This is a genomic window from Cupriavidus sp. 22TCCZM01-5, assembly GCF_057798915.1.
Genome location: NZ_JBYOJR010000004.1, coordinates 160,150 through 186,591, shown reverse-complemented (window position 1 = coordinate 186,591; position 26,442 = coordinate 160,150). Strand labels below are relative to the sequence as shown.

26 protein-coding genes are annotated in these 26,442 nt (G+C 63.8%); 5 read left to right on the top strand and 21 right to left on the bottom strand.

Annotated features, from left to right (window positions below):
• Positions 1-62: 62 nt before the first annotated feature.
• The 4 genes from AC3FNH_RS05870 to AC3FNH_RS05855 all read right to left on the bottom strand — a co-directional run bounded on the left by AC3FNH_RS05870 (position 63) and on the right by AC3FNH_RS05855 (position 3,647).
• The gene (locus tag AC3FNH_RS05870) at positions 63-716 is read right to left on the bottom strand and encodes a methionine ABC transporter permease (protein ID WP_276099775.1); all 654 of its coding nucleotides are present in this window, start codon (positions 714-716) and stop codon (positions 63-65) included.
• On the bottom strand, positions 706-1,740 hold the full coding sequence (locus AC3FNH_RS05865) for a methionine ABC transporter ATP-binding protein (RefSeq protein WP_276099774.1): 1,035 nt from the start codon (positions 1,738-1,740) through the stop codon (positions 706-708). The genes AC3FNH_RS05870 and AC3FNH_RS05865 overlap by 11 nt, the downstream gene beginning before the upstream one ends.
• Positions 1,741-1,905: 165 nt before the next feature.
• The gene (locus AC3FNH_RS05860) at positions 1,906-2,709 is read right to left on the bottom strand and encodes an enoyl-CoA hydratase (RefSeq protein WP_488719364.1); all 804 of its coding nucleotides are present in this window, start codon (positions 2,707-2,709) and stop codon (positions 1,906-1,908) included.
• Between the two features lie 14 nt (positions 2,710-2,723).
• Positions 2,724-3,647 (bottom strand): histone deacetylase family protein, encoded by a 924-nt coding sequence (locus AC3FNH_RS05855; protein ID WP_488719363.1) that lies wholly within the window; start codon positions 3,645-3,647, stop codon positions 2,724-2,726.
• Positions 3,648-3,794: 147 nt separating this feature from the next.
• Here AC3FNH_RS05855 and mltB point away from each other — a divergent pair, with 147 nt between their 5' ends.
• The 4 genes from mltB (at position 3,795) to AC3FNH_RS05835 (ending at position 8,243) form a co-directional block, all read left to right on the top strand.
• Complete coding sequence (mltB, locus tag AC3FNH_RS05850) at positions 3,795-4,901, top strand: lytic murein transglycosylase B (RefSeq protein WP_276099771.1); 1,107 nt, start codon at positions 3,795-3,797, stop codon at positions 4,899-4,901.
• Between the two features lie 164 nt (positions 4,902-5,065).
• Positions 5,066-6,175 (top strand): glycosyltransferase family 9 protein, encoded by a 1,110-nt coding sequence (locus AC3FNH_RS05845; protein WP_488719362.1) that lies wholly within the window; start codon positions 5,066-5,068, stop codon positions 6,173-6,175.
• A complete protein-coding gene (locus AC3FNH_RS05840; RefSeq protein ID WP_276099769.1) occupies positions 6,172-7,167 on the top strand; it encodes a glycosyltransferase family 8 protein in 996 nt (331 codons plus the stop codon). The genes AC3FNH_RS05845 and AC3FNH_RS05840 overlap by 4 nt, the downstream gene beginning before the upstream one ends.
• 44 nt (positions 7,168-7,211) lie before the next feature.
• Positions 7,212-8,243, top strand: a complete 1,032-nt coding sequence (locus tag AC3FNH_RS05835) for a glycosyltransferase family 9 protein (protein WP_488719361.1) — start codon at positions 7,212-7,214, stop codon at positions 8,241-8,243.
• Between the two features lie 84 nt (positions 8,244-8,327).
• Here the strand turns inward: AC3FNH_RS05835 and cysM are convergent, their stop codons facing one another.
• The 11 genes from cysM to cmk form a co-directional block, all read right to left on the bottom strand.
• Positions 8,328-9,230, bottom strand: coding sequence for a cysteine synthase CysM (gene cysM, locus AC3FNH_RS05830; RefSeq protein WP_276099767.1), 903 nt, complete (start codon positions 9,228-9,230; stop codon positions 8,328-8,330).
• Between the two features lie 96 nt (positions 9,231-9,326).
• Positions 9,327-10,625 (bottom strand): solute carrier family 23 protein, encoded by a 1,299-nt coding sequence (locus tag AC3FNH_RS05825; RefSeq protein ID WP_488719416.1) that lies wholly within the window; start codon positions 10,623-10,625, stop codon positions 9,327-9,329.
• A gap of 272 nt (positions 10,626-10,897) precedes the next feature.
• Positions 10,898-11,233: a ComEA family DNA-binding protein gene (locus AC3FNH_RS05820; protein WP_488719360.1), complete on the bottom strand. Its 336-nt coding sequence runs from the start codon at positions 11,231-11,233 to the stop codon at positions 10,898-10,900.
• Positions 11,234-11,385: 152 nt separating this feature from the next.
• Positions 11,386-12,381: an ADP-glyceromanno-heptose 6-epimerase gene (gene rfaD, locus AC3FNH_RS05815; protein WP_488719359.1), complete on the bottom strand. Its 996-nt coding sequence runs from the start codon at positions 12,379-12,381 to the stop codon at positions 11,386-11,388.
• 48 nt (positions 12,382-12,429) lie between these two features.
• A complete protein-coding gene (gene rfaE1, locus AC3FNH_RS05810) occupies positions 12,430-13,377 on the bottom strand; it encodes a D-glycero-beta-D-manno-heptose-7-phosphate kinase (protein ID WP_276099763.1) in 948 nt (315 codons plus the stop codon).
• A gap of 51 nt (positions 13,378-13,428) precedes the next feature.
• On the bottom strand, positions 13,429-14,802 hold the full coding sequence (locus AC3FNH_RS05805) for a UDP-glucose dehydrogenase family protein (protein ID WP_276099762.1): 1,374 nt from the start codon (positions 14,800-14,802) through the stop codon (positions 13,429-13,431).
• A gap of 36 nt (positions 14,803-14,838) precedes the next feature.
• Complete coding sequence (lapB, locus tag AC3FNH_RS05800; protein ID WP_488719358.1) at positions 14,839-16,065, bottom strand: lipopolysaccharide assembly protein LapB; 1,227 nt, start codon at positions 16,063-16,065, stop codon at positions 14,839-14,841.
• A 3-nt stretch (positions 16,066-16,068) separates the two neighbouring features.
• On the bottom strand, positions 16,069-16,389 hold the full coding sequence (locus AC3FNH_RS05795; RefSeq protein ID WP_276099760.1) for a lipopolysaccharide assembly protein LapA domain-containing protein: 321 nt from the start codon (positions 16,387-16,389) through the stop codon (positions 16,069-16,071).
• Positions 16,390-16,583: 194 nt separating this feature from the next.
• Positions 16,584-16,997 carry an integration host factor subunit beta gene (locus AC3FNH_RS05790; protein ID WP_276099759.1) on the bottom strand — a complete coding sequence of 138 codons (414 nt, stop codon included), beginning with the start codon at positions 16,995-16,997 and terminating at the stop codon, positions 16,584-16,586.
• A 30-nt stretch (positions 16,998-17,027) separates the two neighbouring features.
• On the bottom strand, positions 17,028-18,722 hold the full coding sequence (gene rpsA / locus AC3FNH_RS05785; RefSeq protein ID WP_224077984.1) for a 30S ribosomal protein S1: 1,695 nt from the start codon (positions 18,720-18,722) through the stop codon (positions 17,028-17,030).
• Between the two features lie 157 nt (positions 18,723-18,879).
• A complete protein-coding gene (gene cmk, locus AC3FNH_RS05780) occupies positions 18,880-19,545 on the bottom strand; it encodes a (d)CMP kinase (RefSeq protein WP_488719357.1) in 666 nt (221 codons plus the stop codon).
• Between the two features lie 132 nt (positions 19,546-19,677).
• Between cmk and AC3FNH_RS05775 the strand changes: the two genes are divergently transcribed.
• Entirely contained in the window at positions 19,678-19,890 is a 213-nt protein-coding gene (locus AC3FNH_RS05775; protein ID WP_276099757.1) for a DUF2061 domain-containing protein, read from the top strand.
• On the opposite strand, the gene aroA is transcribed toward AC3FNH_RS05775, so the two are convergent.
• The 6 genes from aroA to AC3FNH_RS05745 all read right to left on the bottom strand — a co-directional run bounded on the left by aroA (position 19,880) and on the right by AC3FNH_RS05745 (position 26,430).
• Positions 19,880-21,184 (bottom strand): 3-phosphoshikimate 1-carboxyvinyltransferase, encoded by a 1,305-nt coding sequence (gene aroA, locus AC3FNH_RS05770; RefSeq protein WP_488719356.1) that lies wholly within the window; start codon positions 21,182-21,184, stop codon positions 19,880-19,882. The two genes, AC3FNH_RS05775 and aroA, sit on opposite strands and share 11 nt — an antisense overlap.
• A gap of 38 nt (positions 21,185-21,222) precedes the next feature.
• Positions 21,223-22,119 carry a prephenate dehydrogenase gene (locus tag AC3FNH_RS05765; protein WP_488719355.1) on the bottom strand — a complete coding sequence of 299 codons (897 nt, stop codon included), beginning with the start codon at positions 22,117-22,119 and terminating at the stop codon, positions 21,223-21,225.
• Positions 22,120-22,186: 67 nt separating this feature from the next.
• Positions 22,187-23,317, bottom strand: a complete 1,131-nt coding sequence (hisC, locus tag AC3FNH_RS05760) for a histidinol-phosphate transaminase (protein ID WP_488719354.1) — start codon at positions 23,315-23,317, stop codon at positions 22,187-22,189.
• 39 nt (positions 23,318-23,356) lie between these two features.
• A complete protein-coding gene (gene pheA, locus AC3FNH_RS05755; RefSeq protein ID WP_276099753.1) occupies positions 23,357-24,505 on the bottom strand; it encodes a prephenate dehydratase in 1,149 nt (382 codons plus the stop codon).
• 93 nt (positions 24,506-24,598) lie between these two features.
• Positions 24,599-25,750 (bottom strand): 3-phosphoserine/phosphohydroxythreonine transaminase, encoded by a 1,152-nt coding sequence (gene serC / locus AC3FNH_RS05750; protein WP_488719353.1) that lies wholly within the window; start codon positions 25,748-25,750, stop codon positions 24,599-24,601.
• 116 nt (positions 25,751-25,866) lie between these two features.
• On the bottom strand, positions 25,867-26,430 hold the full coding sequence (locus tag AC3FNH_RS05745) for a DUF2059 domain-containing protein (RefSeq protein WP_276099751.1): 564 nt from the start codon (positions 26,428-26,430) through the stop codon (positions 25,867-25,869).
• Positions 26,431-26,442 lie beyond the last annotated feature (12 nt).

The window sequence follows — 26,442 nt, the reverse complement described above, 5'->3', positions numbered from 1 at the left end:
GCCGGCTGGCCGCGTGTGCGGCACAGCCTCGTTAGTTGCCGGTGAACCGAATTCCGTCAGGATCAGCGGTGGCTGATGCGCCGGACCAGCCAGTCGCCAAAGCTCTGCACGGCCTGCACGAAGATGATCAGGATCACCACCACCGCCACCATCACCTCGGTGATGTAGCGCTGATAGCCATAGCGGATGCCCAGGTCGCCCAGGCCGCCACCGCCGATCGCGCCCGCCATGGCCGAATAGCCCACCAGGCTCACGAAGGTGATGGTCAGGCCGGCCACGATGCCAGGCATCGCCTCGGGCAGCAGCACCTTCCAGACGATCTGGCCGGTGGTGGCGCCCATCGACTGCGCCGCCTCGACCAGGCCTTTGTCGACCTCGCGCAGCGCGCTTTCCACCAGGCGCGCGATGAACGGGATCGCCGCAATGGTCAGTGGCACGATGGCCGCCGTGGTGCCGATCGACGAACCCACGATGACGCGCGTGAACGGAATCACCACCACCAGCAGGATGATGAACGGAATCGAACGCACCGCATTGACGACCACGCCGATGGTGCGGTTGAACAGCGGGTGCGACAGCACGCCGCCACGATTGGTCAGGTGCAGCAGCACGCCCAGCGGCACGCCCAGCAGCGAGCCGACCACGCCCGAGATCGCCACCATCAGCAGCGTTTCATTGAACGATGTGAGGAACAGGTCAAACATTTCAGACCACATGTTCGATCTCCTCCACCACCACGCCTTGTTGCTGCAGGTATTCCATTGCCGCCTTCACGTCGGCCAGTTCGCCAGTCGCCATGATCGCCAGCGAGCCGAAGGCCTGGCCCTGGATCTCATCGATATGGCCATGCAGGATGTTGAAATCGAGCCCATGGCGGCGAATCGCCTGGGCCAGCACCGGCTGGTCCACGCCCTCGCCGGTAAAGGCAAGGCGGTAGACGTGGTCGCGCCCGTTGCCAAGGCGGCTTTCCACGCGCTTGAGCACGCTCTCGGGCAGCTCCTGCGCGATCACGTCGCCGATCATGGCGCGCGTGACTTCATGCTGCGGACGCAGGAACACGTCGATCACGCGCCCTGCTTCCACCACGCGGCCGGCTTCGAGCACGGCGACGCGATCGCAGACCTGTTTGATCACCTCCATCTGGTGCGTGATCATCACGATGGTCAGGCCCAGTTCACGGTTGATCTGCTTGAGCAGGTCAAGGATCGAGCGCGTGGTCTCCGGGTCCAGCGCGGAGGTCGCCTCGTCCGACAGCAGCACCTTGGGCTTGCTGGCGAGCGCGCGCGCAATGCCCACGCGCTGCTTCTGGCCGCCGGAGATCTGCGCCGGATAGCGGTCCTTCAACGCCGACAGCCCGACCAGGTCCAGCAGCGGCAGCACGGTGTCCTCGATTTCCGACTTCGACTTGCCTGCCAGCTCCAGCGGCAACGCCACGTTGTCATACACGGTGCGCGACGACAGCAGGTTGAAGTGCTGGAAGATCATGCCGATGTCGCGGCGCGCCAGGCGCAGCGCGCCATTGTCCAGCGCGGTCAGGTCCTGCCCGGCGACGATCACGCGGCCGCTGCTGGGCCGGTTGAGCAGGTTGATGGCGCGCACCAGCGTGCTCTTGCCGGCGCCGCTGCGGCCGATGATGCCGAAGACCTCGCCCGCCCCGATGGACAGGCTGACGTCCCGCAAAGCATGCACTTCACCCGACCCGCCGGGGAAACGCTGCGAGAGTCCTTGCAGTTCGATCATGAAAAGTGACCAAAAGAAAACGGCAACAGGCGAGAAAGTCTCCAGCGCTGTTGCCGCACGTTATTTTTTATGAAGCGGGCATTTTAAGCGATCCGCTTCATACCTTTAACGAATTTTTATCGATTCCCTTATGCGATCCCGGCATATAGGGCACCGAAATATGCCTCATGGAGCACGCCGGCTGGGTGAGCGCTTTTCAATGAAGGCCTGAACGCCTTCCAGCGCCGAATCCTCCATCATGTTGCAGGCCATGGTCTGTCCAGCCAGCTGGTAGGCCGCCTCAATGCCCATTTCGAGCTGCCGGTAGAACAGCCCCTTGCCCGCCGCCACGGCCGCCGCCGGCTTGGCACTGATGCTGGCGGCCAGGCGTGCCACTTCCTCATCCAGCTGCGCCAGGGGCACCACACGATTGATCAGGCCTCGGGCGCAAGCGGTGGCAGCGTCGATCATGTCGCCAGTCAGCAGCATCTCCATGGCCTGCTTGCGCGACAGGTTGCGCGACAGGGCCACGCCCGGTGTGGAACAGAACAAGCCGAGATTGACGCCCGAGACGGCAAAGCGCGCATCGTCGGCGGCCACTGCCAGGTCGCACATGGCCACCAACTGGCAACCCGCCGCGGTCGCGATGCCATGCACCCGCGCAATGACCGGCTGCGGCATCTTCTGGATGGCCATCATCATGCGCGTGCAGCGGTCGAACAGGCGCCGGTAGTAGTCGTGCGACGGTTCGGCGCGCATTTCGCGCAGATCGTGGCCGGAGCAGAAGGCCTTGCCCGCGCCGGCCAGCACCACCACTCGCACACTGTCGTCCGCGGCCAACCGGGAGAAGGCGGCGGCCAGTTCGTCCAGCAGGCGTTCGGACAGCGCGTTGAACGCCTCCGGGCGATTCATGGTCAGGCGCGCCACGCCGGCGGCGTCGCGCGATTCGGTCAGCAGCGGCGCGCTCGTGCGCGGATCGGTGTCGGCCATGCCCGCATCCCTCCTTATCGTTCCAGCAACACTTTCAGGTGCGCCAGCACGCTGCGCCCCAGCGCGCTCAGGTTGTAGCCGCCCTCCAGGCAGCTGACGATGCGTCCGTTCGCATGGGCGCGCGCCAGATCGACGAGCTGGCCGGTGATCCAGGCATAGTCCTGCTCGACCAGGCCCATCTGGCCGAGGTCATCCTCGCGGTGTGCGTCGAAGCCGGCCGAGATGAACAGCATCTGCGGACGGAATTCGTTCAGGCGCGGCATCCAGATGGTCTCGACCACCTCGCGCACGGCCAGTCCGTTGGTGTAGGCCGGCAGCGGGATGTTCGCCATATTGGTGGCGATGTGTTCGGTGCCGCTGTACGGATAGAACGGGTGCTGGAAGAAGCTGCACATCAGCACGCGCTCGTCGCCGCGGAACGCCGCCTCGGTGCCGTTGCCGTGGTGGACGTCGAAATCGACGATGGCCACGCGCTCCAGGCCATGGGCCTCCAGCGCATGGCGCGCCGCGACGGCTACGTTGTTGAAGAAGCAGAAGCCCATGGCGCGGTCGGGTTCGGCATGGTGTCCGGGCGGACGCACGCAGCAGAATGCGTTTTCCACCTCGCCGGCCATGACGGCGTCGGTGGCCGCCACCGCCGCGCCCGCCGCCAGCTTCGCGGCAGCCAGCGTATGCGGGTTCATCGACGTGTCGGGGTCAATCGGATAGTAGCCGCTGGCCGGGCTGGCGCGCTCGAGCGAATCGACATAGTCGGCCCCGTGCACGCGCTCGATCTGCTCGCGGGTCGCGGGAGTCGCCTCGCGGCGTTCGAGCAGGCCGTCCATGCCGTGGGAAATCAGGTGATCCTCGATCGCCTGCAGCCGTTCCGGGCACTCGGGATGGAAATGACCCATCTCATGCAGCAGGAACTCCGGATGCGTGTAATAGCCCGTCGGCATGTCTTATCTTCGCTTTTTTGTCTCCAAACGTTACGTTAGCACAGGACAAGGCTGCCCAGCGCCGCGCCAGGCCTGTCGCAGCGCCGCATTCGCAGCGGAATGGCGGAGTGCCATCCGCTATACTCGCTGCGACTTGCTAAGGACACCATGACCGACACCCAGCGTTCATTGCGCCGCCCGTTGCTGGGCGCCGCGCTATCCGCTGCCGCACTGGGACTCTGCGGCCTCTCCCCGAGCCTTCTCGCCGCCGGCAAGCGCCGCGTGAGCGTACGGGAAGAAGAAATCGAACCCGGGCGCTATCGCGACAACGCTCAGACGCGAGCCTTCATCGACGAAATGGTGAGCCGCCACGGCTTCGACCGCGGCACGCTGGAAGGCTGGTTCGGGCAGGCCGTCTATTCCGCCACCGTGGCGCGACTGATCCTGCCGCCGGCCACGCCAGGCCGCAAAAGCTGGCGCGCCTACCGCTCGCGCTTCATCGAGCCGATCCGCATCAATGCTGGCGTGCGCTTCTGGCAGGAGAACCGCGATACGCTGCGCCGCGCCGAGGCCGAGTTCGGCGTGCCCGCCTCCGTCATCGTCGGCATCATCGGCGTCGAGACGATCTATGGGCGTGACATGGGCACGTTCCGCGTGATCGACTCGCTCTCGACACTGGCCTTCGACTACCCGACCACGCCCAACCGCGACGCCAGGACAACGCTCTTCCGCAACCAGCTTGCGGACTATCTGCTGTGGTGCCGCGACACCCACACCGACGTCTTTTCCGTGCTGGGGTCCTACGCCGGCGCCATCGGCATCCCGCAGTTCATGCCGACCAGCCTGCGCGAATATGCGATCGACTACGACGGCAACGGGCGCATCGACCTGCGCAACAGCCCCGCCGACGCCATCGGCAGCGTTGGCCGCTTTCTCCAGTTGCACGGCTGGGAGGCCAACCGGCCCGTGGTCTGGCGGCTGGCCGCGGATGAAGGCAGCCGCGGCATCGCAGCCGCGGCCGCGGACGGCGAACCGTGGCCGACGCGGACACTGAACCAGCTGACCAAGGCCGGCCTCAGGCTCGATGAGCCCGTCGACCTGGCGCGTGAAGGCGAGACCGGTGTCCTCGTGGTCGACCTGCCTACGCCCGACCAGCCTACCGAGTACATGATCGGCCTGCGCAATTTCTATGTGCTGACCCGCTACAACCGCAGCTTTTTCTACGCGCTGGCGGTGTACCAGCTGGGCGAGGCCGTCAAGGCAGCAATGGGCTGAGGCCCAGCCATCACGACGCAAATTGCGGCCTGCCAGCCTCTTGCTGGCAGGCCAATTTATTAGGCGCGCGAATTGTGCGCCAAAAGCCACGGCAATTTCCGGACCAACCGGTGCCCTCCCTTACAATAGCGGCCTGACGCCACGCGACTTCCCGCGAGCCATTCGTGACCCAACCCCAGACCCTGATTCCCGCAGATTTGCTGAAGCAGTCAAAGAAAATACTGTTTATCGCCCACCTCGCTCTGGGCGACTTCACCTATCTGCAAAACTTCTTCAAAGCCTTCGCGCAGGCAAACCCGCACCTGGAGATCCATCTGTGGGTCGATGAAGTGCGCCGCACCAGCGACGCCAAGGCCTGGGAATATCTGCGCAAGTACTCGCTCTACGACTGGGTCGCAGCGTGCCCGTTCTTCAGCAAGGTCTATACGCGCACCTACAGCCCGGAACTCTACGAAGCATCCATTCGCGAAGCGCAGCAGGAGCACTACCCGATCGTGGTGTCGCTCGCGACACTGCGCCCGCACCAGTACGCGAACCTCGCGCGCACGATCAGCCCCGACGGATTCGTGGTCGGCATGACGCGGCAGGTCCGTTTCTATCAGCCGCACCACCTGCTTGCCTACCGCAAGCTCGATGCATCGATACCGCCGTACAAGGTTGACCGGGCCGCGCCGCAGCATATCAGCGACGTGTACGCCCACTGGTTCCGACAGCTCAGCGGACTGGAAGTCAGCGCTGCGGAACGCTTTCCGTTTGTCGATATTCCCGCGCCATGGCAGCAGTATGCGCAGGACACGCTGGCGGCCTGGGGATTCGTTCCGCGCCAGGGAAAGCTCGTCTTCATCAATCCGTACGCCAAAACCAAGAAGCGCTGCTGGACGCTGGATCAGGTCGCCGCGCTGATCCAGGGCATGCAGCAGCTGCCACGCTGGCGCGACAGCTGCTTCATTGTCAATGCCGTGCCGCAGGAACTGGCGCATGCCCGGGAGGTCATCAGCGGATACGGTCTGGCGCGCACCGAGCTGTTCAGCGCCGAAGACAATTTCTTCCAGTTGCCGGCCGTCCTGGCGCAATGCGATCTGATCATTTCGGTGGAAACGGCCGTGATGCACCTGGCCAATGCGGTGCATGTCCCGGTCATTGCGCTGATGCGCCAGAAGAACCCGGAATGGGTGCCGATCGACCGCGACCACAGCACGGTCATCACCGCCGCAAACCGACGTGACTGGGTCAAGGCCGTCACCGTCGAACAAGTCATGAAGGCCATGCCATGAACCTGACCTCGCCCACCAGCCCCGCGCCCGCTCCGTTGACGGGCACCAACGGCAAGCCGTCGTTCCACATCGCCTTTTGCGTCGATGACAACTACTTCCGACCGATGGGCGCGACCATCGCTTCGATCATCGACAACAACCCGGGGCAGCACTTCACTTTCCATGTACTGACGTTCTCGGCATTGGAAGAGAATCAGCGTCGCCTGAAGCAACTGGAGGCGATGTACCCGGTCAGCACGCAGCTGCATTTGCTCGACCTGTCGTCGTTCACGCAGTTCTCGCATTTCCTCGGGCACTCGCACTATTCACTATCGATTTTCACGCGGCTGGTGATTCCGGAAGTGCTGCGCGGCCAGACGGAGCGCGTGCTGTACCTGGACGCGGACATCCTGTGTGTCGGCCGCCTCGATGAGCTGGTCGACATGGACATCAGCAACGATATCGCCGTCGTCGTGCCTGACGCCCCAGTCACGCTGCGCCGCCGCGTTGCCGCACTGGGCCTGGCGCGCGCGGAGTACTTCAACGGCGGTGTGCTGTTCATGAATATCGAGAAGTGGCTGGCCGAGAATATCACGCCGCAAACCCTGGAAGCCCTGCTCGATACCAGCACCGACATGCGCTTCAACGACCAGGACGCGCTAAATAAAGTGCTCAATGGCCGCGCGCGGTACATATCGCCTCGCTGGAATTACCTGTACGACCTGATCCACGACCTGAACGTCAACAGCTTCGCGATGCGTCCGGTCGGCAAGGCCGTCTTCATCCATTTCGCGGGCTCGGTCAAACCATGGGCCGACTGGAGCGGGCATGAGGCCCGGGCAATGTTCCGCAAGTATCTGGCATTGTCACCGTGGCACGACATGCCGCTCGATCCGGAGCCGAGGAACACCAAGGAAATGCGCATGCATTCGCGCTTCATGTTCCGCCAGGGCAAGCCGGTGGAAAGCCTGAAGTGGTATTTGCGGTATTTGCGCAAGCGGGCGCGACGGTAATGCCCGGATGGCATGACACCACCCTGCTCTCACATCGAAGATAAATGGCAATTCGAAGCAAACACATACTGGTCAGCCGCACCGACAATATCGGCGACATAGTACTGACTTTGCCTATGGTCGCTCGACTGAGGCAACTGAATCCGACTGCAAAGATCAGCTTCCTGTGTCGCGCCTATGCGGCGCCGCTGGTTCGCCTCTGCACCGACATCAATGAAGTCGTCGAATTGGAAGACATCGCCAATGACCCCGTCGGCTACCTGAAGAAGTCGGGCATCGATACCGTCATCCTGGCCCAGCCTGACCGCAAGCTGGCACTGGCGGCCTTTCGCGCCGGGATCAGGCACCGAATCGGCAATGCGCGCCAGAAGCTCTACCTGCTGTTCTACTGCAATCGGCGAGTGCGCTTCAGCAAGAGCACCACGCAAGAACACGAGGCGCAGATCAATTTCCGCTTTCTGAGCCCGTATGGCAGCCGCGACATCCCCTCTCTCGAGCAAATTCCCGGCCTGTACCACTTTGATATCCCGGTGGACAGGGCAATTGCGGAGATGCAGGGCCGCTATACGTTCAATCTCGTTCTCCACACCAAGTCCAACGGCCATGGCCGGGAATGGCCGATCGAGCATTACGCAACGCTCGCCAGGATGCTGTCAGGCAGAGAGGACGTCCATCTCTGGCTGACAGGCAGTGCAAAGGAAGGAGAGTGGCTGAAGGCCAATGGCAGCGCACTGCTGGAACAGCCAAATGTTACGAACCTTTGTGGCACGCAGACGCTGGACCAGCTAACGGCATTCATCCGTCAAGCGGATGGCCTGATTGCGAGCGGCACAGGCCCACTGCACCTGTCGGCCGCGATCGGGCAACGTACGCTGGGGCTGTTTCCGCCCACGCGTCCGATGCACCCGGGCCGGTGGGCGGCGCTTGGGAACAGGGCTCAGAATCTGGTGCGGGAGAAGAGCTGCACGGATTGCGAAAAGCTCGAAACCATAACCTGCGACTGCATGGTTCAACTCAGCCCGCAGTCCGTCTTTGACATTGTCCAGGGCTGGATCCGGGACAAATCGGCGACCTAGGCTCACGCCTTGCCTTGATATGCAGCGACTGGCAAGCCAGTCGGCTGCATGCCTCGACGCGCGGAAGCGTGATGATGCCGCCCGTCAGGCGGGAAATACCCCGGTGGACAGATACCGGTCCCCCCGGTCGCAGACGATGAAAACGATCGTCGCGTTTTCCACTTCCTCGGCAACGCGCATGGCCACGCACAGGGCGCCGGCGGCCGAGATACCTGAAAAAATGCCCTCCTCGCTCGCCATGCGGCGCGCCATGTGTTCCGCATCGGCCTGGCTGACAGGCTCGGTACGGTCCACATACTTCGGGTCGTAGATCTTCGGCAGGTAGGCTTCCGGCCATTTGCGGATGCCGGGAATCCGCGAGCCTTCCGCCGGTTGCGCACCGATGATCTCGATGGCAGGGTTCTGCTCTTTCAGGTAACGCGAGACACCGGTAATGGTACCGGTCGTGCCCATGGCCGAAACGAAATGTGTGATCCGGCCTTCGGTATCGCGCCAGATCTCCGGCCCGGTCGTTTCGTAGTGGGCCAGTGGATTGTCCGGATTGGCGAACTGGTCCAGGATAACGCCCTTACCGTCACGTTCCATGGCATCCGCCAGGTCGCGCGCGTACTCCATGCCCCCCTTCACCGGAGTCAGGATAATCTCGGCGCCATAGGCGGCCATGCTCTGGCGACGCTCCAGGCTGAGGTCTTCCGGCATGATCAGCACCATCTTGTAGCCGCGGATTGCCGCAGCCATGGCAAGCGCGATACCGGTGTTACCGGAAGTGGCTTCGATCAGCGTGTCGCCGGGCTTGATGCGGCCGCGCGACTCCGCGCGGGCGATCATTGACACCGCCGGGCGGTCCTTGACCGACCCGGCCGGGTTGTTGCCCTCAAGCTTGCCTAGAATGACGTTGCCGCGTGCGTCGTTGGCGGCACCGGGAATGCGCTGCAGTCTGACCAGCGGCGTATTGCCGATGGTATCTTCAATTGTCTTGTAGGCCATGGTGCGGAGTGGAAATGTCCCGCACATTGTAAATCAGGCCCCCGCCGCGCGCCGGAGGCGGCCGGTCAGGCCCACTCCCGGTGTGGCCGCGCTGGCTTACGCCTCCTTGTTGCCCCCGCCCAGCAGGTGGTAAAGCAGGATGCAGCCAAACGTTGCAGTCCCGATGCCACCCAGCGTCATGCCACCAAGCTTCAGCGTCAGGTCGCCCGCGGCGACAGTCAAGGTGGCGCCCACCGTGATGAGGTTGCGCGAACTGGAGAAGTCCACGTGATTCTGGACCCAGATACGGCCAGCCGTGGCGGCAATCAGGCCGAACACCACAATGGTCAGTCCGCCGATGACCGGGCCCGGGATGGTCAAGATCAGCGCACCGAACTTTGGTGAGAATCCGAGCAAGATGGCCACCGCGGCCGCGACAACAAAGATCAGCGTCGAATAGATCCTGGTAACGGCCATCACCCCCATGTTCTCGGCATACGTGGTGACGCCGGTGCCGCCGCCGCTGGCCGACAGCATGGTCGCGACGCCGTCGCCAATAAAGGCGCGGCCGATGTATGGGTCAAGGTTGCGCCCCGTCATCACCCCAATGGCCTTGATGTGCCCCAGGTTCTCTGCCACCAGCACAATTGCCACCGGCGCGATCAGCAGCATGGCGCTGGCCTCGAATACCGGCGAAGTGAACGACGGCAGGCCAAACCAGCTCGCCGCCGCCACGCCAGAAAAATCGATCGGCTTGCCGAGACCCATCTGATTCGCGCCGGCATAGTAGATCAGGTAGCCGAACAGGCCACCAATCAGCACCGGAAGGCGCCCGACCATTCCTGGCGCGCGGACTGCCACCAGCCCGACTGCCAGCACGGTCAAAAGGCCTAGCCAGGTGTCAAACGACGAGCTACTCACGGCCTTTACCGCCACCGGGGCGAGGTTCAGACCGATGGCCGCGACGATCGCACCGGTGACCACTGGCGGCATCAGCCGTTCGACCCAGCCATAGCCGACCGCTTGCACCACAAGGCCAATCACCGTGTACAGCGCACCCGCGGCAATGATGCCGCCCAAGGCTACCGGGATATTGGCATTGGGCCCGCTTCCGGCGTACCCCGTGGCCGCGATCACGACAGCGATGAACGCGAAGCTGGAACCGAGATAGCTGGGCACCCGGCCGCGCACGCACAGGAAGAAGATCAGCGTGCCGATGCCGGAGAAGAGGATGGCGATATTCGGATTGAAGCCCATCAGGATCGGCGCGATCGCCGTGGAACCGAACATCGCCACCACGTGCTGAATGCCGGCGAGCAGCGTCTGCCCCGCAGGCAGGCGCTCATCCGGACCGATGACCCCTTCCGTCTTCAATCGCCACTTCGGCAGGAACCCTGTGTCCTCGCCATTCGTCATTGTTATGCTCCCTGTTGTTCTGCCTGACTCTCCTTGCCCCCGGGAAAGGGCGAGGCCTGGCCTGGTTTTTAAGATCGTGCGCGGCCGACGGAATGACCGTGGCTGTTGCGGGCTGCCGCATGATACTCCGCCGCTGTCGGCAAGCGAAGAACCGTGCGCCTGACAAGCACGAGCCATACCAGTGGCACAACATGGAACCTGGTTGCCTGGACTGAATGGAGCAGGACCATGGCGCCGCGGTGCCCCCCCTGCACCGGCGGCGCCATGCCATATCAGCGCTTGGCGGGTCGAGTGGCAGCGGCAGCGCCGGCCGGAGCTGCCGCCGGCGCAGCCTTGGCACCGATCGTCAAGCCAGCCTCCTGCATGCGCGCCACCGATTTGGTTCCGACGCCGCTGACGCGCTCGGCCAGATCCGTCGCACTCTTGTAGGGCCCGTGCTTGGTGCGCTCGTCAATGATGTTCTTGGCGGTTGCAGGTCCGATGCCCTTCACCGAAGTCAGGGCCGATGCGTCGGCCGTGTTGACATCGACCGTGGCCATCGCGGCCCCGGTGAACGACATCCAGGCCACTGCAGCCAGGCAGCCGCGCCTGAGCATTGTCTTGAACATTGGTGAGTTCCTTTTCCGTTTGCGTTGCCTTGCCGGAATTGGCAAGGTGCGCTCAGGATAGGACCGGCCGCGTGCGCCGGCGCACGCCGAAACAAACGTTCACGTGCCTTGCACGAGGATGTTTCCGAACGCGACGACGCCGCCGGGCGCCTTCAATGACAGCGCTCGAGCAACCACTGGCAGTAGCGCGCCACACCTTCTTCCATGGAAACAAAGGGCGTGGCATAGCCCGCGGCGCGCAGGCGCGACAGATCCGATTGCGTGAAGCTCTGATACCGGCCACGCAGTGCGTCGGGGAAGCGGATGTACTCCAGCAGCCCTTCCTGCACCAGTTCGTCGATCGCCAGCGGTGGCTTGCCCTCCGCCTCACGCAGCGTATTGACCACGACGCAGGCCACATCGTTAAACGAACGCGCTTGGCCCGTACCCACGTTGAAGATGCCGGATCGGCGCGGATGGTCGAGGAAGAACAGGTTGATCCTGACGACATCCTCGATCGCGACAAAATCGTGGCTCTGGCAACCCGCTCCATGGCCAGCATGTTCGCCGAACAGCTTCACTGTACCCTCGGCACGGAATTGTTCGAATTGCTGCCAGATGATCGAGGCCATGCGATTCTTGTGCGCCTCGCCCGGGCCATACACGTTGAAATAGCGCAGGCCGACCACCTGCGACAGGGCGCCCTCCAGCCGCTCGCGCACGACCTGGTCGAACAGGAACTTCGAGTAGCCGTAGATGCTCAGCGGCCGCTCGCATTCACGCGCTTCGCGAAAGGCCTGTGACTCCCCGTAGACTGCCGCCGACGATGCATAGATGAACTGCGAGTCCTGCGCCAGGCAGGACTCCATCAGCACCTTGCTGTAGCGGTAGTTGTTCGCCATCAGGTAGCGCCCGTCCTGCTCCATCGTGTCGGTGCAGGCCCCGAGATGAAACACCGCGCGGACCCTGCCGAACTCCCCGCGCTCGAAGCGGGACAGGAAGTCGTCCTTGTCGAGGTAGTCGCGAATCTCGCAATCCACCAGGTTGTGGAATTTGTCAGGGCGCTGGAGATTGTCGACCGCGACAACCTGGTCCTCGCCACGCGCGTTCAGTCCCTTGACAAGGTTGCTGCCGATGAATCCCGCAGCGCCGGTGACGATGATGGTCATGATCGGTCCGACAGAGAGTTCAACAGGGGCACCGGAAATCGTACGCTTTCAGCCAGCCGAGCCGAACAGCTCCGGATAGCTGACGACAGCGGTACCCAGCTTGCCCACCACGATGCCGCCCGCGCGGTTGGCGAACTGCACGGCCTGCTTCAGCGACACCCCCGCCGCCAGCATGGTCGCCAGCGTGGCGATCACGGTATCGCCGGCACCTGATACATCATAGACTTCGCGCGCTTGTGCCGAGACATGCAGGACCTCGGCTTCCGTGTACAGGGTCATGCCCTCTTCCGAACGGGTCAGGAGCAAGGCCTCGAGCTGCAGGTCGCGACGCAGGTTCTGGGCACGCGCGGTGAGGTCCTGTTCGCTTTTCCAGGCCCCGACGACGCGGCGGATCTCGGCACGGTTAGGCGTGATCAGCGTGGCACCACGGTAGCGCGAATAGTCGTCACCCTTGGGATCGACCAGGACCATCCGGCCCGCCGCGCGGCCGGCCTCGACCATGCGGCCGACGTGCGTCAGGCCACCCTTGCCATAGTCGGACAGCACCAGCACCTCGTACTGGTTCAGGAGCTCCTGGAAACCATCGAGCACGCCCAGCAGCACTTCATGTGTGGGCGGATTCTCGAAGTCCACGCGCAACAGCTGCTGCTGGTGGGCCAGCACGCGCAGCTTGATCGTCGTGTTGACGCTGGCATCGCGGTGCAGGTACGGCTGGACCTTGCATGCTGACAGCAACGATTCGATGGTGCGGCCTGGCTCGTCTTCGCCTACAACGCCAAGCATGCCGACCTGCGCACCCAGCGCGGCCGAGTTGCGGGCCACGTTGGCTGCGCCGCCCAGGCGTTCATCGCTGCGTTTGATCTGGACGACCGGAACCGGTGCCTCCGGCGAAATACGCTCGACGTCACCAAACCAGTAGCGGTCCAGCATCATGTCGCCGACCACCAGGATGCGCGCCTGGCGGATCTGATCCTGCGAAATTTGATTCATAGCCATAGTTCCTCCGGCATACCGATCCTACTGGGACACGGCCGCCTGCCGACGCGTTCAGCGCTTCGCGCCCGAACGCCCGATCGCATGGTATTCGATACCGGTCTGCGCCATGGCCTCCGGCTCGTACAGATTCCGGCCATCGAAGATCACCGGCGTCTTCAGGCGCCGCTTGATCTGCTCGAAATCCGGGCTGCGGAAGACCTTCCACTCCGTCACGATCACGAGCGCGTCGGCACCATCCAGCGTTTCCATCTGGCCCGTGTGGAAGCTGATCCTGTCGATACCGCCAGGGATGTCTGCGAGATCCGCCTCCAGCGCGCGCCTGGCCTCGTCCATGGACACCGGGTCATGCGTGCGCAGCGTCGCGCCGCGCGAAATCAGTTCACGCGCGAGCACGCGTGAAGGCGCTTCGCGCATGTCGTCGGTATTGGGCTTGAAGGCCAGGCCCCAGAGCGCAAAGGTGCGCCCGCTGAGGTCATCGCCGAAACGGCGTACCACCTTGTCGCCCAGCACCTGCTTCTGGGCCCCGTTGACGGCTTCGACGGCCTCCAGCACGCGCATCGGCTTGCCATACTCCTCCGCCGTGCGCATGAGTGCCTGCACGTCTTTCGGGAAACAGGACCCGCCATAGCCGGCACCCGCATACAGGAAGCTGTAGCCGATGCGCGGATCCGATCCGATGCCCATGCGTACCAGCTCGATATCGGCACCGACCTCGTCGGCGAGATTGGCCAGCTCGTTCATAAACGAGATGCGCGTGGCCAGCATGGAGTTGGCCGCGTACTTGGTGAACTCGGCCGAGCGCACATCCATGTAGAAGGTGCGCTCATGGTTGCGGTTGAACGGCGCATAGAGCTGGCGCATGGTGGCCTGGGCATGGCGCCCGGCAGCGTCCGCGCTGCAACCCAGTACGATGCGGTCAGGGCGCATGAAATCTTCCACCGCGGCGCCTTCCTTCAGGAACTCCGGGTTCGACACCACGGAATACTGCAGGTCCTCCAGGCCGCGCGCGGCAAGTTCCTCGCGAATCACTGCCGTGACGCGATCGCCCGTGCCCACCGGCACGGTGGACTTGTCCACCACGACCTTGAAGCCGGTCATGTAGCGGCCAATGCTGCGTGCCGCGGCGAGCACATATTTCAGGTCGGCGGAGCCGTCTTCATCGGGCGGCGTTCCTACTGCGATGAACTGCACATCCGCGTGCTCGATGCTGGCCGCCACGTCGGTCGAGAACGTCAGACGTCCGGCCGCGCGATTGCGCTGGATGATCTCCTGCAAGCCTGGCTCGTAGATCGGCACGCCGCCGGCGTTGAGCAAGGCAATCTTCTTTTCGTCGACGTCGAGGCAGAACACATCGTTGCCGAGCTCGGCCAGGCACGCGCCGGTGACAAGGCCAACATAGCCACTGCCAATAATGGTGACTTTCATAGCATGTACATGAAATAGATTCGCACGGTGGCCCGGTCAGCCTAGCGCTTCCGAGCGCCGGGGCGCATAGGTCTCCCAGCGGTTGCAGCCGGGACACTGCCAGTAGAAAAGCCGCGCGCGAAAGCCGCATTCGCGGCAGGTGTAGCGGGCCAGGTTGCGCGTACGCAACTGCAGCAGATCACGGATCGCTGTAATTTCCTTTGCCTTGTCGCTGTCAGCGGACTCGTCGACGGCCAGGCCTTCGCCGCCGTTGCCGGCGACTGCGGCGGCAGGCGCCATGTCGGCAGCCTGGGCCTCGAAATACTTGGTCAGCGCAAGCAGCGTCGGCTGGCGGCGCAGTTGCTCGCGCATGAGCCGTGTCGCTGCTTCAGGTCCGTTCTGCTCCAGCTCGGTCTTGAATGCGACATCGAGCAGCTCGGGCGCGAGACTGCCCTTCAGCAGGCCGCGCAGCCAGTCGAGCGCGGCACCTTGCTCACCGAGCCCGGCATAGGCTTTCACCACGCGCTCGGCCACCAGCGGAAGAAAGGAGGCATCCTGTCGCTCGATGGCCAGCCAGTGGCCAAGCGCGGCACGGGCATCGCCAGCGGCGGCGGCCACGTCGCCGAGGAGGATCGGTGCGCGAACATTGGCGGGATTCTCTTCCATGGCCTGGCGCAACCACTTGACGGCATCTTCCGGGCGCTTGCGTTGCAGCGCATCCTGCGCGAGTTCGCAACAGAACTGGGCAATCTGCAGACGATGGTCCGTCTTGTCGAGCGCCTGCAGTTCGCGTGCGGCATCGATGGCCTTCTGCCACTCCTTCTCCACCTCGTAAAGCTCGAGCAGCACGCGCTTGGCCGAGGCCGCGTACGGGCCGGACATCAGCCGGCGCAACGATTCTTCGGCCCGGTCGAGCAGGCCGGCGCGCAGGAAGTCCTGCCCCAGCTCATACAGCGCATGCTCGCGCTCGGGCTCCGGCAGGTCCGGGCGCGTGGCCAGGTTCTGGTGTACGCGAATGGCACGCTCGGTTTCGCCGCGGCGTCGGAACAGCGCGCCCAGCGCGAAGTGGAGCTCGGTCGTCTCGGGATCCAGCCTGGCCACTTCGACGAACGCATCGATGGCCTGGTCCGGCTGTTCATTGAGCAGGAAATTGAGGCCCTTGAAATACGAGCGCGGCAAGGCGCCCTGCTCGCTGATGAGCTGGCGCACATCCATGCGCGCCGCCATCCATCCGAGGCCAAAGACAAGTGGCAGCGCCAGCAGCCACCAGGTTTCAAACATCATGGATCAGACTTTCGGGCCAACTACGTTGTAAGGAGCGCTCTTGCCGTCACGTTCCGTGTCGGCAGATGTCGGCTGGCGGCCGGCATCGCCGAGCGCACGGCGCAGCCGTGCCACCTCCATGCGCTGGCGCATCAGGCCTGGTGCAATCGCAGCCAGGGCCGCAATTGCGCCCAGGACAAAGGCCACGAAGAGGATCAGGATCAGTGGTGCGCGCCAGACGGCGTCAAAGAAAAGCTGCAGCGAAGCGTCCGCGGTATTGCGCAGCGCCAGCACGAACAGCAGCGCAAACAGGACGATGCGGATAATCCAGGCGACGAGTTTCATGCGGTAAGGGCAGGCGTGGCGTTGCGGGAGCGCACATGCGCATCGCTGGCGTGCGGCAGACCCCGGCATTGTAGCGGAATCACTTCCAGCAAACGAAAACGGCAAGCCCGCACCAATACCCCAAATGAAAAAAGCGCCCCGAGCGGAGCGCCTTTTTCCATTCACGACAACACAGTGCCGGCTGCCGGTCGGCATCAGGAGCGGGCGAGATTCAGCCCGCTTCCCTCATGCAGCACCGTCGAACTGCCCGGCGCAGCGCCCTGGGGGCCTTTGCCGGACGGCGTACCGGTCAGGTGTCCGTTACCTCCAGCGCCCGGAGGCGGCGTCAGGCTCCGGTCCACCCGTTCGCGCAACTCCTTGCCCGCCTTGAAGTGCGGCACCCGTTTCTCGGGCACCAGCACTCGCTCGCCGGACTTGGGGTTGCGCCCAACGCGCGGCGGACGCCGGTTCAGACCAAAACTGCCGAATCCGCGAATTTCGATGCGATGGCCATCGGCCAGCGCATCGGACATCGCGTCGAGTATCGTTTTCACCGAGATGTCCGCGTCCCGCAGCAGCAACTGCGGAAAGCGGGCAGCCAGTTTTTCGACGAGCTCCGACTTGGTCATGGGCGTTCGCGCGGGCGTCAGGGCCTGCGATTACTGGTTGTCCTGGCCGAGCTTGGCCTTCAGCAGAGCGCCCAGGTTGGTCGTGCCAGCGGTGCTGGTGTCGGCCTGGAACTTCTGCATCGCTTCCTGCTGCTCGGCGCTGTCCTTGGCCTTGATCGACAGGTTGATGTTGCGCGACTTGCGGTCGACGTTCACCACCAGGGCGGTGATCTGCTCGCCTTCCTTCAGCACGTTGCGGGCATCTTCCACGCGGTCAGCGGAGATTTCCGATGCACGCAGGTAGCCTTCCACGTCGTCGGCCAGCTGGACCACGGCGCCCTTGGCGTCAACGGCCTTGATGGTGCCGGTAACGATCGAGCCCTTGTCGTTGGCCGAGATGAAGTTGTTGAACGGATCGCCCGACAGCTGCTTGATGCCCAGCGAGATGCGCTCCTTGTCGACGTCGATGCCCAGGACCACGGCTTCGACTTCGTCGCCCTTCTTGTACTTGCGCACGGCTTCTTCGCCGGTCTCTTGCCACGACAGGTCGGACAGGTGCACCAGGCCGTCGATGCCGCCAGGCAGGCCGATGAACACGCCGAAGTCGGTGATCGACTTGATCTGGCCGCTCAGCTTGTCGCCCTTCTTGTGGTTGCGCGAGAAATCGTCCCACGGATTGGCCTTGCACTGCTTCATGCCCAGGCTGATACGACGCTTGTCTTCGTCGATATCCAGGACCATGACTTCCACTTCGTCGCCCAGCTGAACAACCTTCGACGGAGCCACGTTCTTGTTCGTCCAGTCCATTTCGGACACGTGCACCAGGCCTTCGATGCCGGCTTCGATCTCGACGAACGCGCCGTAGTCGGTCAGGTTGGTCACCTTGCCGAACAGGCGGGTGCCTTGCGGGTAGCGGCGCGAGATGCCGACCCACGGATCTTCGCCCAGCTGCTTCACGCCCAGCGAGACGCGGTTCTTCTCTTGGTCGAACTTGAGGATCTTGGCGGTGATTTCCTGGCCAACCGACAGCACTTCGCTCGGGTGGCGGACACGGCGCCAGGCCAGGTCGGTGATGTGCAGCAGGCCGTCGATGCCGCCCAGGTCAACGAACGCACCGTAGTCGGTGATGTTCTTGACGATACCGTTGACGATGGCGCCTTCCTTCAGGGTTTCCATCAGCTTCTGGCGCTCTTCGCCCAGCGTGGCTTCGACCACGGCGCGGCGCGACAGCACAACGTTGTTGCGCTTGCGGTCCAGCTTGATGACCTTGAATTCCAGGGTCTTGCCTTCGTACGGGGTGGTGTCCTTGATCGGACGCACGTCAACCAGCGAGCCCGGCAGGAACGCGCGGATGCCGTTGACCATGACCGTCAGGCCGCCCTTGACCTTGCCGGTCACGGTACCCGAGATGATTTCGCCGTCTTCCAGCGCCTTCTCGAGGTTCAGCCACGATGCCAGGCGCTTGGCCTTGTCGCGGGAAAGAATGGTGTCGCCATAGCCGTTCTCGAGTGCATCGATGGCCACGGAGACGTAGTCGCCGGCCTGCACTTCGAGTTCGCCCTGGTCGTTCAGGAACTCCTCCACCGGCACAAATGCCTCGGACTTGAGGCCGGCATTGACGACCACGAAGTTGTGGTCGATGCGCACGACTTCAGCGGAGATCACTTCGCCAGCCTTCATATTGGAGCGGGCGATCGATTCCTCGAACAGTGCGGCAAAGGATTCGTTGGTTTGCAGGTCGGACATAAACGTAAGGTTCCATCCGCGGTACACCGGCCGGCGCGACCATCGCGCTCAGTCTGCCATGTGCAGCGGGGTCAGGTTAAACACTGCCGGCCATGCCTCTGGGCGGGCCGACACCTTGGTGCGGGCAGCGCCCGCCGCTTCGATACGCCTGACGAAGTCAGTATTTGCGCACAGCGGCGAACCACTCCAGCACCTGCGCCACTGCCTGATCCACCGTCATGTCGGAGGTATCGAGCAGGTTCGCATCCTCGGCGGGACGCAGCGGCGCGGCGGCACGGTTTCGATCCCGCGCGTCGCGCGCCTCAAGGTCACGCAAAAGGTCTTCAATATTAGCAGAAATTCCCTTATCAATCAATTGTTTATAGCGCCTGCGAGCGCGCGCCTCAACACTTGCCGTCAGGAATACCTTGAGCTGGGCGTCAGGGAAGATCACCGTGCCCATATCGCGGCCGTCCGCGACCAGGCCGGGCAGCTTGCGGAAATCGCGCTGCAGCTTGGTCAGCGCATCACGTACCGGCTGGTGCACGGCGATGGCCGAGGCACGGTTGCCGATGGCTTCGGCGCGGATCGCGAGGCTCACTTCCTCGCCGGACATCCAGACCCGGTCCGGGCCGAACTTCACATCGAGGCGCGACGCGGTTCTTGCAAGGGCATCGACATCGGCGATATCCACGCCCTCGCGGTCGCTCGCAAGCGCCACCAGGCGGTATAGCGCACCGCTGTCGAGCAGGTGGTAGCCGACCGCATCGGCCACCTTGTGCGCCACAGTGCCTTTACCGGAGGCGGTTGGACCGTCAATAGTGATGACGTGAACGATAGTCATTGCTGATGATGCCGACAGAAAACTTTGATTTGAAATTCAATTGAGAATCATTATCATTTGATTCATCAACCTGCGACGCTGCATCCAGCCCCTTCCCGTTACTTCCCTGATTTGTTTGCGAGGCAATCTACCATGGCCAAGACCCTGACGTTCGGCATCCTGCACCTCGGCATCGCCTTCAGCGTGACCTACGCGCTGACCGGCAGCCTGGCTGTCAGCGGCGCGGTCACATTCATCGAGCCCGCCATCAATACTGTGGCGCACTACTTCTTCGATCGCTACTGGGACCAACGGGAGCGCCGGCATGCACCAGCGCAGGCGGACGGCGCGGCGCTCAGCTCGTAATGCCGCCAAACACCGTGAAGTAGTCCGGGAACGTCTTGGCCACGCAGGCCGGGTCATTGATCCGGATCGGCAGCGGACCGAACGCGGCCAGAGAGAAACACATCGCCATGCGATGGTCATCATAGGTGCCAATGCCATCGGCCGGCGTCTGCCACTGCGCGGGCGGCGCCACCTTGAGGTAGTCCGCCCCCTCCTCCACCTGCGCACCGAGCTTGCGCAACTCGGTCGCCATCGCCGAGATACGGTCGGTTTCCTTGACGCGCCAGCTGGCAATATTGGTCAGCGTCGTCGTGCCTTCGGCGAACAGCGCGGCCACCGCGAGCGTCATGGCGGCATCGGGAATATGGTTGCAATCGAGTTCGATGCCGTGCAGCCGTCCGTCATCGCGTTCGGTGCCGCGCACCTCGATCCAGTTGTCGCCGGCCATCACATTGGCGCCCATCCGGTTGAGCGCCTCGGCAAAGCGCACATCCCCCTGGATGCTCGCCATGCCCACGCCCTCCACGCGCACCGGACCACCGCCGATAGCACCGGCCGCGAGGAAATAGGACGCCGACGAAGCATCGCCCTCGACAAAGATCTCGCCCGGCGACCGGTAGACCGCCCCGGCCGGCACGATGAACCGCTCCCAACCTTGCCGTTCCACATCGATGCCAAAGCGCGCGAGCAGGTTGAGCGTGATCTCGATATACGGCTTGGAGATCAGCTCGCCGACCACTTCGATCTCGATCCTGCCGCTGGCCGCCTGCGCCATGGGCAAGGTCATCAGCAACGCCGTCAGGAACTGGCTCGACACGTCGCCGCGCACGCGGATCGGCGCGTCGATGCGGATCTGCGCGGGACGGATATGCAAGGGCGGATAGCCTTCATTACCGAGGTAGCCGATGTCCGCGCCGACCTGGCGCAGGCCATCGACGAGGTCTCCGATGGGCCGCTCATGCATGCGCGGCACGCCCGACAGCTTGTAGTCGCCGCCCTGCAGCGCGAGCGCAGCAGTCAGCGGACGGATCGCGGTGCCCGCGTTGCCCATGAACAGTTCCGCCGCCTTGACCGGAAAATTGCCGCCCGAGCCGGTGACGATATAGTCGCCACTTTCCTGGCGCCACGTCACGCCGAGCGTTTTCAGCGCCTGCAGCATGACGCGGGTGTCGTCGGAGTCGAGCAGGTCGCGCACGCGCGTCTCGCCGCCGGCCAGCGCGGCCAGCAACAGCACGCGGTTGGAGATGCTCTTCGAGCCAGGCAGACGGACCGTGCCCGCGGCGCGGGTAAGGGGGGCAAGCGTCAGGTGTTCCATGGTATTCACACTAGGGCGCGGCTCACGGCCGCGCCAATTCAGGGTTCAGTATTGGCCGCGGCCGCTCGGTCCGCGCCCCATTGCAGGCGGGTCTTGCTCGCACGCGAAAAAATGCGCTCCAGCGCAGCGCCGTCGCTCTTCTCGATCTGCGTCCTGAGGTGCGCCAGCACCGACTGGTAGGTGTTCAGTTCGCGCAGCAGCGCCTCGCGGTTGGCGACACAGATATCGCGCCACATTTCCGGCGACGATGCCGCAATGCGCGTGAAGTCACGGAAGCCGCCACCGGCGAAGGCAAGCTTGAGCGCCGCGTCCTCGGCGTTGCCGACCTGCGCAACCAGCGCGTAGGACAGCACGTGCGGCAAATGGCTGACCGCGGCGAACACCGCATCGTGCTGCACGGCGGACATGACGTGGCACTCGGCACCGGCGCTTTCCCACATCGCGCGCACCGCGGCCACGTCGGCACGCGAGTTCTCCTGCAGCGGGCACAGCACGGTCTTCTTGCCGACATAGAGGTCGGCCAGCGCAGCCTCGACGCCATTGAGTTCGCGGCCCGCGATCGGGTGGGCCGGAACGAACTGGGCCACCTTGTCGCCAAGCGCCGTCTTGGCCGCCATGATCACGTCGGACTTGGTGCTGCCGGCATCCGTCACGATGGTGCCCGGCCCCAGGTGCGGCTCCAGCGCATGCAGCAGCGCGAAATTCTGTGCCACCGGCGCGCACAGCACGACCAGGCTGGCGTCGCGCACGGCGTCTTCCAGCGAAGCGGCTTCGTCGATGACACCAAGGTCAAGCGCCTTCTGCAGCGATGCCGGCGACCGGCCCACGCCAACCACCGTGCCGACTACGCCCGCGCGCTTGAGCGCGAGCGCGAGCGAACCGCCAATCAGGCCGACACCGACAATCACAATACGGGAAAAATGCAGAGCGCTCACAATCTCAGCCCTCGGGGGCGGGCAATACTGGGAATTCGAAAACAGGGATGCATGGTGTTCGCGCGGCTCACTTGAGCGCGCATTCCAGTGCCGCGATGAACGCGGCATTCTCGTCGGGCAAGCCGATCGTGACACGCAGCCAGCGCGGCAAGCCGTAGTTGCCCACGGGGCGGACAATCACGCCCTGCCTGAGCAGCGCCAGGTTGACGCGTGCACCGGCGTCATCGTCATCGCCAACGCGGACCAGCACGAAGTTGCCGGACGATGGTACCGACTCGAGCCCGAGGCGTGAGAAGGCGTCGATGAGCTGAGCCTTGCCCGCGCGGTTCAGCTCGGCACTGCGCTGCAGGAACGCCGTGTCGCCAAGCGCGGCGACAGCCGCGGCCTGCGCCGCGCTGTTGACATTAAACGGCTGGCGAACACGGTTCAGCAGATCGGTCAGCTCCGGCTGCGCCACGGCATAGCCGATGCGCAGGCCTGCCAGCCCGTATGCCTTGGAGAAGGTGCGCGACACCAGCAGGTTCGGATAGCGGCGCACCCACGCCACCGAGTCATATTGCTGGTCGTCGTCGAGGTATTCGTTGTACGCCTCGTCCAGCACCACGGCCACGTGAGCGGGCACCTTGGCCAGGAACGCCTCCAGTGCCGCCGCGGGCGCGAAAGTCCCGGTCGGATTGTTCGGGTTGGCGATGAATACCAGGCGGGTATCGGGCGCGATCGCGGCGGCCATCGCGTCGAGGTCATGGCCATAGTCGCGAGCCTTCACCTCGATCGCACGCGCGCCGATTTCCTGGGTTGCCAGGGCATAGACCGCAAACGAGTATTCGGCGTACACCACCGACTGCCCCGGCGTGACCAGCGCATGCGCGGCCAGTTCAAGGATGTCGTTGCTGCCGTTGCCCAGCGTGAGCCAGTCCTGCGGTACACCGAGCTTTGCCGCAAGCGCCGCCTTCAGTTCAAAGCCGTTCGAGTCGGGATAGCGCCCCAGTTCGGCAATCGCCGCGGCCACCGCGTGCCTGGCGGACTCCGGCATGCCCAGCGGGTTCTCGTTCGACGCGAGCTTGACGATGCTTGCCTCCTCGAGACCGAACTCGCGCACGACCTCGGAAATCGGCTTGCCCGCCACGTAGGGCGAGATTGCCCTGACGTAATCCGGGCCGAACAGTACCTTGCCGCCCTGCTTGCCTTGCTCTGCCATCTCGTCTCCTTGCCGTCGTATCCGTGCGTACGCTTGCTCTTACTTGCTGGACGGGTACGACCCCAGCACCTTCAGGTAGGCGGCATTGCGCCGCAGCGTCTCGATCGCACGCGCGACCGCGGGCTCATGCTGGTGGCCTTCGACATCGACATAGAAGTAGTACTCCCAGGCGCCGCTGCGCGCCGGGCGCGACTCGAAGCGGCACATCGACACGCCGTTCTCTGCCAGCGGGGCCAGCAACTGGTAGACCGCGCCCGCCTTGTTTGGCACCGACAGGATCATCGAGGTCTGGTCGCTGCCCGACGGCTCGGTCTCGTACCGGCCGATCACGGCAAAACGCGTGCGGTTGTGCGGATCGTCCTGGATATGCGGGCGAATGATATGCAGGTGATAGCGATTGGCCGCCGATTCACCGGCAATGGCCGCGACCGTCGGGTCTTCGCTCGCCATGCGCGCGGCCTCGGCATTGCTCGATACGGCCTGCCGCTCCAGGTGCGGATAGTTCGCGGTCAGCCAGTGCTGGCACTGCGCCAGCGCCTGCGCATGCGCGCGCACCACCTTGACGCCCTTCATGTCAGGCGACGAGGCCATCAGGTTATGGTGCACCTTCAGCGCAATCTCGCCGCTGATCTTCAGCGAGGTCTGCAGGAACAGGTCAAGCGTGCGCGACACCGCGCCCTCGGTCGAGTTCTCCACCGGAACCACGCCGTACTCGACGGTTCCCGCCTCCACGGCACGGAACACCTCGTCGATGCTAGGGCATGGCACCCCGCTCACTTCATGGCCAAAGTGGGCGTAGAGGGCCTGTTCGGAGAATGTGCCAGCCGGACCGAGGAAAGCAATTTCGAGCGGCTTTTCCAGTCCACGGCAGGCCGACATCACCTCACGCCAGATCGACGCAACGCTCTCGCCTAGCAGCGGCCCCGGATTGGCGGCCTGCACCTTGCGAATCACCTGCAGCTCGCGCTCCGGGCGAAACACCGGGGCACCGTACTTCTTCTTCACTTCGCCGACATCGAGTGCAAGCTGCGCGCGCCGGTTCAGCATGGCCAGCAGTTCGCGGTCCACCTTATCGATCTGCTCGCGCAGGGGGGCCAGTTCAGCGCCGAGGGCGCGCTCCGCCTCGCTCGGGGAAGCACCGTTCTGCTGCGTCTCCTCGCGCGCGGTGTTGTTGTCTTCGCTTGTCATTTGCAGGAACCCGTTGGGCCGCTCCGCGCAGGAGGGCCTGAGAATGAAACGATGCCGCGTGCGTCTGGCGCGCGGCGGGCCGACGCGGCGCCGTCAGGCAGCGGCGCGTTCGAACTCGCGCATGAAGTCGATCAGCGCATATACGCCTTCGATCGGCATCGCGTTGTAGATGCTGGCGCGCATGCCGCCCACGGACTTGTGGCCCTTGAGCTGCAGCAGACCGTTGGCGCGGGCCTGCTGCAGGAATGCCTCGTTGCGGCTTTCGTCAGCGAGGAAGAACGGCACGTTCATGCGCGAACGGCAATGCGGATCGATCTCGTTGCGATAAAAATCGCTCTGGTCGAGGAAATCGTACAACGCCTTTGCCTTGGCAATATTGCGCTGTTCAATGGCCGGCACGCCGCCCTGACGCTTGAGCCACTTGAACACGAGGCCCGCAATGTAGATGGCGTAGGTCGGCGGCGTGTTGTACATGGAGTCATGCTCCGCCACCAGGCGCCAGTTGAATGCCGACGGGCATAGCGGATGGGCGTGGCCAAGCAAGTCCTCGCGCACGATCACGATGGTCACGCCGGCGGGGCCGATATTCTTCTGCGCGCCGCCATACATGACCTGCACGCGCGACCAGTCGACCGGGCGCGAGAGGATGTGGCTCGATGCGTCCGCCACCACGATGCGCCCCTGCTCCTGCCCAATGTCTGGAATTTCGTGAAACTCCACGCCACCGATGGTTTCATTGGTACAGAGGTGCACGTAAGCCGCGTCATCTGACAGCTTCCAGCCGGCTACTGGGGGAATATTGGTGAACTTCCTGTCAGCGCTCGATGCGGCAATATTGACTTCGCCATAGCGCCGGGTTTCCTGTTCGGTCTTGACCGACCACGCCCCGGTCACCACGAAATCCGCCTTCGGGCGCTCTGCATCGCGCAGACGCATCAAGTTCAGCGGCACGATCGCGTTCTCGCCGATGGCGCCGCCTTGCAGGAACAGGATGCGGAAGTTCTTGGGGATGTGCAGCAGTTCGCGCAGGTCCGCCACGGCTTCCGCCAGAATCCCTTCGAACTCCTTGCTGCGATGGCTCATTTCCATGACCGACATGCCCTTCCCGTGCCATGACAGCATTTCCTCGGCAGCCTGTTGCAGCACTTCGGCAGGCAGTGCCGCCGGACCGGGCGAGAAGTTGAAGACACGTTCGGCCAATGCGCGCTGCATGCCAGCGAGAGCAGGAGTCTGTGGATCGTTCATGGACTGGAAAAGAAAAATGGCTGCCGGTGTAACCCAAGCAGCCATTATCCCTCAAACCCGCATCCCGTTGGGCGATGCGGGGCGGGCGCCGGACCAGCGCCCTGCCCGCCCAGCGATTACTTCGCGGCAGCCGAGATTTCCTTTTCGGCGGCATCGCGCATCGACTTGCCGACTTGCGGACCATACTTCTGCATCATCGAACCCCAGATCTCCTGGGTCGCCTTGCCTTGGTTGGCCATGAACTTCTGGCCGGTCGGCGACTTCAGGAACGTGGTCAGGTCCTTGATTTCCTGGGTGCTGTAGTACTTGCCGAAGGCGTCATAGTGAGCCTGGATGGCGTCCTTGCGGAAGCCGTCGGTGTTGAACGCCGTACCGGCGCCATCCACCATGCGCTGCACCGCGCCGTTCTTCTTCAGCTTCTCGACGGCGGCCTGCTTCTGCTTGTCGCTCAGCGTCTTGTTCTCGACCAGTACCTGTTCCAGCACAAGCGGAGCTTCCTGCTTGGCGCCTTGCTGCCAGTTGTCGGCCTGGCCCTTCACAGCCTGGTCGGCCTGCATGACGGAAAGCAGTTCCTTGATGGCTGCCGTCTTGTCCGCGTCCTGGGCATGGGCATGTTGCGCCACCATAAACGTCGGAACGAAAGCAGCCAGAACAGCGATACGTCGATAGGTCTTGAGCATTAATGACTCCCT

Excerpts from the sequence above, each read along its gene's own strand:
- AC3FNH_RS05775 (WP_276099757.1), top strand. The coding sequence starts at position 19,678 with ATGGCCAAGACCCTGACGTTCGGCATCCTGCACCTCGGCATCGCCTTC.
- AC3FNH_RS05865 (WP_276099774.1), bottom strand. The coding sequence starts at position 1,740 with ATGATCGAACTGCAAGGACTCTCGCAGCGTTTCCCCGGCGGGTCGGGT.
- AC3FNH_RS05745 (WP_276099751.1), bottom strand. The coding sequence starts at position 26,430 with ATGCTCAAGACCTATCGACGTATCGCTGTTCTGGCTGCTTTCGTTCCG.
- AC3FNH_RS05790 (WP_276099759.1), bottom strand. The coding sequence starts at position 16,997 with ATGACCAAGTCGGAGCTCGTCGAAAAACTGGCTGCCCGCTTTCCGCAG.
- rpsA (WP_224077984.1), bottom strand. The coding sequence starts at position 18,722 with ATGTCCGACCTGCAAACCAACGAATCCTTTGCCGCACTGTTCGAGGAA.
- rfaD (WP_488719359.1), bottom strand. The coding sequence starts at position 12,381 with ATGACCATCATCGTCACCGGCGCTGCGGGATTCATCGGCAGCAACCTT.
- AC3FNH_RS05820 (WP_488719360.1), bottom strand. The coding sequence starts at position 11,233 with ATGTTCAAGACAATGCTCAGGCGCGGCTGCCTGGCTGCAGTGGCCTGG.
- AC3FNH_RS05795 (WP_276099760.1), bottom strand. The coding sequence starts at position 16,389 with ATGAAACTCGTCGCCTGGATTATCCGCATCGTCCTGTTTGCGCTGCTG.
- AC3FNH_RS05835 (WP_488719361.1), top strand. The coding sequence starts at position 7,212 with ATGGCAATTCGAAGCAAACACATACTGGTCAGCCGCACCGACAATATC.
- lapB (WP_488719358.1), bottom strand. The coding sequence starts at position 16,065 with ATGATGTTTGAAACCTGGTGGCTGCTGGCGCTGCCACTTGTCTTTGGC.
- hisC (WP_488719354.1), bottom strand. The coding sequence starts at position 23,317 with ATGGCAGAGCAAGGCAAGCAGGGCGGCAAGGTACTGTTCGGCCCGGAT.
- AC3FNH_RS05805 (WP_276099762.1), bottom strand. The coding sequence starts at position 14,802 with ATGAAAGTCACCATTATTGGCAGTGGCTATGTTGGCCTTGTCACCGGC.
- aroA (WP_488719356.1), bottom strand. The coding sequence starts at position 21,184 with ATGGAACACCTGACGCTTGCCCCCCTTACCCGCGCCGCGGGCACGGTC.
- cysM (WP_276099767.1), bottom strand. The coding sequence starts at position 9,230 with ATGGCCTACAAGACAATTGAAGATACCATCGGCAATACGCCGCTGGTC.
- serC (WP_488719353.1), bottom strand. The coding sequence starts at position 25,750 with ATGAACGATCCACAGACTCCTGCTCTCGCTGGCATGCAGCGCGCATTG.
- rfaE1 (WP_276099763.1), bottom strand. The coding sequence starts at position 13,377 with ATGGCTATGAATCAAATTTCGCAGGATCAGATCCGCCAGGCGCGCATC.
- AC3FNH_RS05825 (WP_488719416.1), bottom strand. The coding sequence starts at position 10,625 with ATGACGAATGGCGAGGACACAGGGTTCCTGCCGAAGTGGCGATTGAAG.
- AC3FNH_RS05870 (WP_276099775.1), bottom strand. The coding sequence starts at position 716 with ATGTGGTCTGAAATGTTTGACCTGTTCCTCACATCGTTCAATGAAACG.
- AC3FNH_RS05855 (WP_488719363.1), bottom strand. The coding sequence starts at position 3,647 with ATGCCGACGGGCTATTACACGCATCCGGAGTTCCTGCTGCATGAGATG.
- mltB (WP_276099771.1), top strand. The coding sequence starts at position 3,795 with ATGACCGACACCCAGCGTTCATTGCGCCGCCCGTTGCTGGGCGCCGCG.
- AC3FNH_RS05860 (WP_488719364.1), bottom strand. The coding sequence starts at position 2,709 with ATGGCCGACACCGATCCGCGCACGAGCGCGCCGCTGCTGACCGAATCG.
- cmk (WP_488719357.1), bottom strand. The coding sequence starts at position 19,545 with ATGACTATCGTTCACGTCATCACTATTGACGGTCCAACCGCCTCCGGT.
- pheA (WP_276099753.1), bottom strand. The coding sequence starts at position 24,505 with ATGACAAGCGAAGACAACAACACCGCGCGCGAGGAGACGCAGCAGAAC.
- AC3FNH_RS05840 (WP_276099769.1), top strand. The coding sequence starts at position 6,172 with ATGAACCTGACCTCGCCCACCAGCCCCGCGCCCGCTCCGTTGACGGGC.